Below are 7,191 nucleotides of genomic sequence, written 5' to 3' on the forward strand. Positions count from 1 at the left end.
AAGCAACGAGATGACCCGGGCCGCTCCGGTTGATCGCCTGTCCAAGAGCCTCTTTACCCGTAAACCATTCGATCCTATTGGTTGAGCCGAGCCACAGCGCCGATCGCCACGCGATCGGGCGGGCAAGCACCCGGGGGAGAGGAATGAGCGACGACGTCGTTTCAGTGGCGGAGGCGGGTCCGCCCGAAGATCCGCGCGGCCATTGGCCGGAGCACCTGCAGCGCATGTACGAGGAGAACCGCTTCAACGGAGTCGTCGGCAGCGTCCTGGTGTCCGAAAGCGATCGATGCCGCGTCTGGCACCTGCACCTGGCGCCTGGCGAACTCCTGGCCTTCCATCGCCACGTGCTCCCATACTTCTGGTCGGCAACCAGCGCAGGCACCGCCCGAGGCTACTACGAGGACGGCCGCATCGTCGACGTCACGCACTATCCCGGGCAGACCCGCCACTTTGAGTACGGTCCAGGCGACTACATGGTGCACGCGGTCCAGAACGTGGGCGAGAGCGACCTCGACTTCGTCACGGTCGAGTTCCTGTCCGGCAGCAACCCGCCGCTGCCGATCGAGAACGCGCCCCGCCTGGAGGTCGCTGGCGCCGAACGGGTCGCGGCATGACCGGCGGCGAGAGGCGCTGGGCGGTCCCGCCGCCGGAGCAGCCGGTCGTGCCTGTCGCGGACGGGACGCTGTTCCCCGTGCGGCGGATCTGGTGCGTCGGGCGCAACTACCCCGAGCACGCCCGCGAAATGGGCAGCGATCCAACGCGGGAGCCACCCTTCTTCTTCGGCAAGCCGGCCGACACCGTGGTCGGCGACGGCTCGAGCCTGCCATTCCCGACCTGCACGGCCGATCTCCATCACGAAGTCGAACTCGCCGTCGCGATCGGCCGCGCAGGCGCCGACCTCTCGTCCGAGGCCGCCGGAGACGCGATCCTCGGCTACGCCGTCGCGATCGACCTCACCCGGCGGGACCTGCAGGCGCAGGCGAAGAAGACGGGACGTCCGTGGGAGATGGGCAAGGCGTTCGACCGCTCCTGCCCCATCGGCACGATCCGGCCAATCACGGAGATCGGCCATCCCAAGGGCGGCGCGATCACCCTCCACGTCGACGGCGAGCTGCGCCAGCTCGGCGACATGGCCGACATGATCTGGTCCCCGGCGGAATGCGTCGCCGAACTCAGCCGGTTCGTCGAGCTGGCGCCTGGAGACCTCGTCCTCACCGGCACGCCGGCGGGCGTCGGACCGGTGAGGAGGGGGCAGACCATGCGCGCTGAGTGCGGCGGGGTCGGTTCCCTCACCGTCAGTCTCAAGGTCTGAACCCGATCGGAGCCCGAGCCATGCTGATCGTCGACGCGCAGATCCACCTCTGGAGCACGCCCGGAGGACCTCCCCACCACAGGAGCGAGCCATACACGGCCGACGAGGCGGTCCGCGAAATGGACGCGGCGGGCGTGTCGCGGTCCATCAACTGCCCCGCCATCTGGGACCCCCGATCCAACGAATACGCCCAGGAGGCGGTCGCCTCCCACCCCGGCCGGTTCGGCACGATGGGATGGCTCCCGCTCGACACTGCGCCCGATCCGGAGGTGGTCGAACGCCTCCTCGGCCGTCCGGGCATGCTGGGCCTGCGCTTCGTGCTCATGACGCCGGCGGCGACGGTCGCGCTCGGCGCCGGCGATCTCGACTGGATCTGGGAGGTCGCCAACCGTCTCGGCAGGCCCGTCGCCCTGATGGTGCCGCGGCCCATGCTCGGCACCGTCGGCGACCTGGCCCGGCGCTTCGGCGACATCAACTTCCTCGTCGACCATCTCGCGATCGGCCCGCACGACCGGATGCCCGCCGCAGCCGAGGACATCGATCAGCTGCTGTCGCTCGCGACCCTTCCGAACGTGGCCGCCAAGGCCACGGCCACACCAGGCTTCAGCGCCGAACCGTTCCCCCACCAGGACGTGGCTCCCGTGCTGAAGCGCGTGTACGACGCCTTCGGTCCGCAGCGGATGTTCTGGGGAACGGACTTCACCCGCATGCCCATCACGCTCCAGCAATGCGTGGAGATGTTCACGCTGCATCTGCCGTGGTTGCGGGGCGACGAGCTCGAGGCCGTGATGGGCCGCGCGGTCTGCGACTGGGTGGGCTGGGAGCGCGGCTGAGCCCGCGCCGGGCGGACCTCAGGGCAGGGGAATGTCGTTGACCCGCGCCGGCACGTCGTAGCCCCGCCGCACCGCTGGCCGGTCGGCGACCTCCAAGTACCAGCGCCGGACCGACGGGAACTCGTCGAGGTCGATGCCCTGCCACTCGAACCGGGAGATCCACGGCCATGCCGCCACGTCCGCTATGGAGTATTCGTCGGCGATGAAGGGACGGTGGGCGAGCCGCCGATCCAGAACTCCGTACAATCGTCGCGCCTCGGCGACATACCGGTCGCGCGCGTAGTCGGAGGCATGGGGGTTGTAGTGGTTGAAGTGGTGGACCTGACCCAGCATCGGACCCAGGCCGCCCATCTGCCACATGAGCCACTCGAGCGTGCGGAAGCGTCGCTCGGGATCCGTCGACAGGAGTCTGCCGGACTTCTCGGCCAGGTAGACCAGGATCGCGCCCGATTCCATCAGATGCAGCCCCGTGTCCCGATCCACGATCGCCGGGATCCGGTTGTTCGGGGCGATGGACAGGAACGCGTCGGAGAACTGCTCCCCATTGCGGATGTCCACCGCATGCGCGCAGTAGGGCAGGCCCATCTCCTCGAGCGCGATCGACACCTTGCGCCCGTTGGGCGTCGTCCATGTGTAGAGATCGATCATGACGATCAGTGCCGCGGCCGCACGACCACCTTGATCGCGTCGTCCACGCGGTCACGCGCGTAGCGGATCGCCTCCGGGAGATCGTCCATGTCGAAGGTGTGCGTGTGGATCAGCGAGGCGTCGAAGCGGCGGGCGGCCATGAGCGCCATCGCCCGACGCACCGCGCTCTTCCCCTCTCCCCGGATGCCGTAGAGATACATGTTGTTCACGACGGCGTGCTCGAGGTCGACGTTCGTGCGGCCGTGCGGAAAGGCGGCCAGGCAGATCCTGCCTCCGCGGCTGCACATGTGGATCGCGTCGTTGATCGAGGCCTCGGTGCCGGCGCAATCGAGCACGTAGTCGGCGCCGACGCCGGTGAGCTCGCGGATGCGCGCGACCGCGTCGACCTCGCGGCCGTTCAGCACCACGTCCGCGCCAAGCCGAGAACCGATGTCGAGCCTGTTCTCGCGCGTGCCGACCAGGACCACGGGGCTGGCGCCGAGCGCCTTGGCGACGCCCACCGCCAGGAGACCGATGGGTCCGGGGCCGATCACGACGACGCTCTCGCCCGCCACCAGGCCGCCGAGTTCCGTCAGACCGTACATCGACGTTCCGGCGGTGACCGCCAGCGTCGCCTCCTCGTCCCCCATCGCGTCGGGTACGCGGACGAGCGTGTTGACGTGGTTGACCGCGTACTGGGCGAACCCCCCATCCGTCGTGAACCCGTTGGCGCGGTGCCCCTTGTCGACGTCGCCGTAGTTGCGTCCGTAGTTGAGGCAGGAGGTGTACATCCCGGAACGGCAGCGGCGGCACTGGCCGCAGCCGGCGTGGATCTCGACGGCGACGCGGTCGCCGACCGCGTATTCGTCGACACCCGGTCCAAGCGCCGCCACCGCGCCCATGTACTCGTGACCGGGGGTGAAGTCCTGCTCGAAGGGGAGACGGCCGTTGATGAGGGCGGGCGGACCGTTGGCGATGATCTCGAGGTCGGTCGCGCAGATCGCCACGGCCTCGATCCGCACCAGCACCTCACCGCGGCCGGGCGACGGGACCGGCTTCTGCGCGCGGCGGAGCTCCCCCGGCGAACCCAGCGTCCACACGTCCATCCGCGTCGGGACGCCCATTGGCGTCGGGTCATCCTCGTGCGGGACCGGTCGTATCATCTCAGCTTGCGTCGCCACTGCCTCTCCCCTTCGCGAGGAATATGCCGACTGACGAAACCAAGTGCAAACCATTTAGTAAACCGGTTGGACCATGACCGGGGGCGAGCGGTCGCGGCCCGCGCTCAGGCGTCGTCCAGCCCCTCGAACATCTGCCGGTGCGTCTCCTGAAGGTGGGCGAGCATGGCCGCCATCGCGCCCTTGCCGTCGCGCGCGGCGATCGCGGCGACGATCCGCTCGTGCTCGGCGAAGGAGTGGTAGTCCTCGGCAGGTCCGGCAGGGCGTTTGACGAGATGTCCCCAGACGACGTAGCGTCGGACGCCGTTAAGCAGCTCCTGTATCTCGACGAGAAGCACGTTGCCCGTGGCCTCCGCGATGACGTTGTGCAGCCGCCAGTCGAGACCCGCGTACTCCTCCCACGTGGCGGATGCGCGCATCCGCGTGCAGAGCGTCCGCAGCTCCTCGATCTGCGCGGAGGTGGCGTGCAGCGCCGCCAGCCGACACAGTTCGGGTTCGACGACGCGCCTCGCCTGCATGGCGGCGAGCGGACTGGTGCGGGCGGCGATCTCCTCGCCCGCGAGCGTGGTGGGCGCCGCGTCGCTGACGATGAAGGTCCCGCGTCCCACGTGGCGCCTGATCTGCCCCTCGCCCTCAAGGACGGCGAGCGCCTTGCGCATCTGCGCGCGGCTGATGCAGAACTGCTCGGCCATCTCGCGCTCGGGCGGGAGACGATGCTGCCCGCCATTCCGGTGCGCGCTCAGCCACTTGCGGACCGATGGCAGGAGGTGCTCGGTCGAATCGGTCGACATGTCGTTGATCGTGTCCGCTCGCATGATGGTGTCGGCTCCGCATGGCCTGCGGCCAACTGCAACCAATCCTAACCACTTCGGAGCCCCGTAGGAAGGCGCGGGTTTCGAACCTCACGAGACTTCCCGCAGCACTTGCCAGGGAGTGACGATCGCGCGGTCGCGCCCACCGGCAGGCTACTGGTCTTCGAGCGCTATCACCAGCTGGATGCCGAGCGTCCAGAGCTCCGTTCCGATCGCGGCGGCGACCGCCTGTTCGCGGGAGCGCGCCCGCGCCACGAGCGCCGACAATCGGCGTCTGCGCTGCGCTCGGGCGTAGCCCGCCGGCACACGCAACCCGTCGCCGCCCGCATCCGTCCCATCCGCGTTGGCCATGCCCTCGCGGACCCGGCGCACCGAGGCACGATCGTCCAAGCCGGCCAGCATGCGCTCAAGGACGGCGGCTGCAGGCTCCCGGCGCCCCCTGACGAGGGCCGCGACCTTCGCGACCGCGTCGTCGCCGTCCATCTGCGGAATGCTGCTCGGCTCGGAGCACACGTATGCGCGATATCGGTCGTAGACGATCCTGTGAGGGCCGTCCGGCGCGGCCGCGCCGTCCAAGGCGGACCTGATCCAGGAGGGGCGCACGAGCAGCGAATGCTCCACCACCCCGCGCTGCTCGAACAGCGTGGCGTAGTGAGCCCAATCGGAGAAACGCGGCGCGGCGTAGTAGACCTCCGCGCCGTCCCGCTCCGCCTTCAGGAGCGCCTCGAACTGTCCGTCGGGCTCCGCCGTGTCGATCGAGAACCGCCAGAACGGCCGCTCCAGAACGGGCACAGGCGCGCCTTGCGAACTCCGGCGGTAGCGCGTGAGAAGTTGTCCGAGCTTGAACTGCAGCAGCAGCGCCGCCCCTGGACGGTCGAACGCGACGTCGAAGCCGAGTTCGCCCTCCTGCACGAGGCTCGGGAGGAACGGGACGGCCTTCAGACCTTCGCTCTCCAGGCGCAACTCCGTCTCGCGGGTCACGCCATACCCGTAGGAGTACTCGGAAAGCCGCTCGTGCAGGTCGACCATGTCGTCAGCTCCTTCCGACGATCTCGGCCGCGCCCGCCCACGCTGCTGCGGTAGATGAAACCACGTCGCCGGGCAGCTCCGCGCTGGGTGGCCCGATCGCGAGCAGCACCGAAGTCCAAGGCGGGATGGGTGAGCGCCGCGTCCGTGCCGCGCGAACGGCCGGCTTGGTCTCCGCCCTCCGCGTCGTCCGCCGGCGCCTGCGCGAAGGGCGGGACGTACGACCGGCGTCGTCTCGGCGCAGCCTCGTCACTCCAGGAAGGTCTGCCAACCGACGTTCCAGTCCCTCACCTCGGCGACGTCGGCCGTGCCCAAGGCGACCACGACCGGCTCGCACGTCACCTCCTGGTCGCGCCCGTCTATCAGAAGACCGACGTCACATTCGACCGATGGCGGATAATCCGCTGAAAGCCCGCGTCGTTCGTTGCTGCGGTTGACCACCGGCGTCAGGGCCATGCTGTTCGTCACGATGACTCGACCGCGCGTGGCGCACGCCGCCCGATGCGCGCGCCTGACGATCCATGGACCCACGCGACCGCGAGCCCGCACGGGCCGGCGCGTGCGGTCCATGATCGGGGCGTACACCCACTCCAGCCCCGCGTTGGCATACAGCCAGTCGCCAGGTTCGGAGACGTCCATATCCGCGCAGATCAGCACGACGAGCCGACCGAGGCCCGGAAGATCAACGACGACGACCTCCTCGGCCGGACTGATCGGCTCGAGCAGGAGGTCCGGCACCGCAGCGTCGACAGGCGCCAGCTCGTACTGCTGCTGCTCGTCGGGTCGCAGGTTCCATCGGCTCAGCTTGTCCTGCGAGGCGAGCACCTCCCCCGTCCCGTCGAGCACGACCACGTAGTTGCGGCGTGCGGCACCATCTTCGACCTCCTCGACAACGCCGACGAGCGCGTAGGAGAGGGGCGGCAGCCGGTTCGTCCGCTCGGAGTGCTCGGAGTGGCGGTCGAGCAGTTCCTGCCGGAACGCGGCGAGCGCGCGGGGCGTCAGCACCATCTCGGGCATGAGGATGAGACTCGCCTCCTCCTCGTAGGCGCGGGAGACCACCGCGCGAGCCCTGCCGACGAGCTCGGAAGGCGTGACGAGGTAGGCGGCCCCGTCCTGCCGTCGCCGCACGGCCACGTCCTCCTCCCGTTCCAGCATCGGCGCCACGAGGACGCGATGCGGACTATCCCTCCTGGCCGCGGCGACGCCTTCCGAAAGCGGCACGTACGCCACCCTGACGCGCCGCGCATCGCCACCGGTGCCATCCGCGCTCGCCTCCACTGTGGATCGGCGTGGAAAAGGGACCCCGGTAGCGGGGTGATCGGCGTCGAAAAAGGACCCCTCATCCCGGTGGTCTAGGCTGCTCGCTTGGCGGTGTGTCAGGCGGCGAGATCGGGATGCTGGTA

At 69.3% G+C, this 7,191-nt stretch carries 8 protein-coding genes; 3 read left to right on the forward strand and 5 right to left on the reverse strand.

Annotated features, from left to right (window positions below; translation table 11 throughout):
• Positions 1-143 precede the first annotated feature (143 nt).
• From HBH26_RS18675 to HBH26_RS18685, 3 genes are read left to right on the forward strand one after another with little or no spacing between them, the layout of a single operon-like run.
• Positions 144-614, forward strand: coding sequence for a cupin domain-containing protein (locus HBH26_RS18675; protein ID WP_168136155.1), 471 nt, complete (start codon positions 144-146; stop codon positions 612-614).
• Positions 611-1,312 (forward strand): fumarylacetoacetate hydrolase family protein, encoded by a 702-nt coding sequence (locus tag HBH26_RS18680; RefSeq protein ID WP_168136156.1) that lies wholly within the window; start codon positions 611-613, stop codon positions 1,310-1,312. The genes HBH26_RS18675 and HBH26_RS18680 overlap by 4 nt, the downstream gene beginning before the upstream one ends.
• 20 nt (positions 1,313-1,332) lie before the next feature.
• Entirely contained in the window at positions 1,333-2,145 is an 813-nt protein-coding gene (locus HBH26_RS18685; protein ID WP_168136157.1) for an amidohydrolase family protein, read from the forward strand.
• A gap of 18 nt (positions 2,146-2,163) precedes the next feature.
• Here HBH26_RS18685 and HBH26_RS18690 read toward each other — a convergent pair whose 3' ends face one another.
• The 5 genes from HBH26_RS18690 to HBH26_RS18710 all read right to left on the reverse strand — a co-directional run bounded on the left by HBH26_RS18690 (position 2,164) and on the right by HBH26_RS18710 (position 6,952).
• Positions 2,164-2,793 (reverse strand): glutathione S-transferase N-terminal domain-containing protein, encoded by a 630-nt coding sequence (locus tag HBH26_RS18690; RefSeq protein ID WP_168136158.1) that lies wholly within the window; start codon positions 2,791-2,793, stop codon positions 2,164-2,166.
• Between the two features lie 5 nt (positions 2,794-2,798).
• Positions 2,799-3,896 (reverse strand): zinc-dependent alcohol dehydrogenase, encoded by a 1,098-nt coding sequence (locus tag HBH26_RS18695; RefSeq protein WP_168136159.1) that lies wholly within the window; start codon positions 3,894-3,896, stop codon positions 2,799-2,801.
• 161 nt (positions 3,897-4,057) lie between these two features.
• Positions 4,058-4,765 (reverse strand): FadR/GntR family transcriptional regulator, encoded by a 708-nt coding sequence (locus HBH26_RS18700; RefSeq protein ID WP_168136160.1) that lies wholly within the window; start codon positions 4,763-4,765, stop codon positions 4,058-4,060.
• Positions 4,766-4,915: 150 nt separating this feature from the next.
• Positions 4,916-5,791, reverse strand: coding sequence for a hypothetical protein (locus tag HBH26_RS18705; protein WP_168136161.1), 876 nt, complete (start codon positions 5,789-5,791; stop codon positions 4,916-4,918).
• 246 nt (positions 5,792-6,037) lie between these two features.
• Positions 6,038-6,952, reverse strand: coding sequence for a nitrilase-related carbon-nitrogen hydrolase (locus HBH26_RS18710; RefSeq protein ID WP_168136162.1), 915 nt, complete (start codon positions 6,950-6,952; stop codon positions 6,038-6,040).
• Between the last annotated feature and the right edge of the window lie 239 nt (positions 6,953-7,191).

The organism is Sphingomonas corticis, from assembly GCF_012035195.1.
GTDB lineage: Bacteria > Pseudomonadota > Alphaproteobacteria > Sphingomonadales > Sphingomonadaceae > Sphingomonas > Sphingomonas corticis.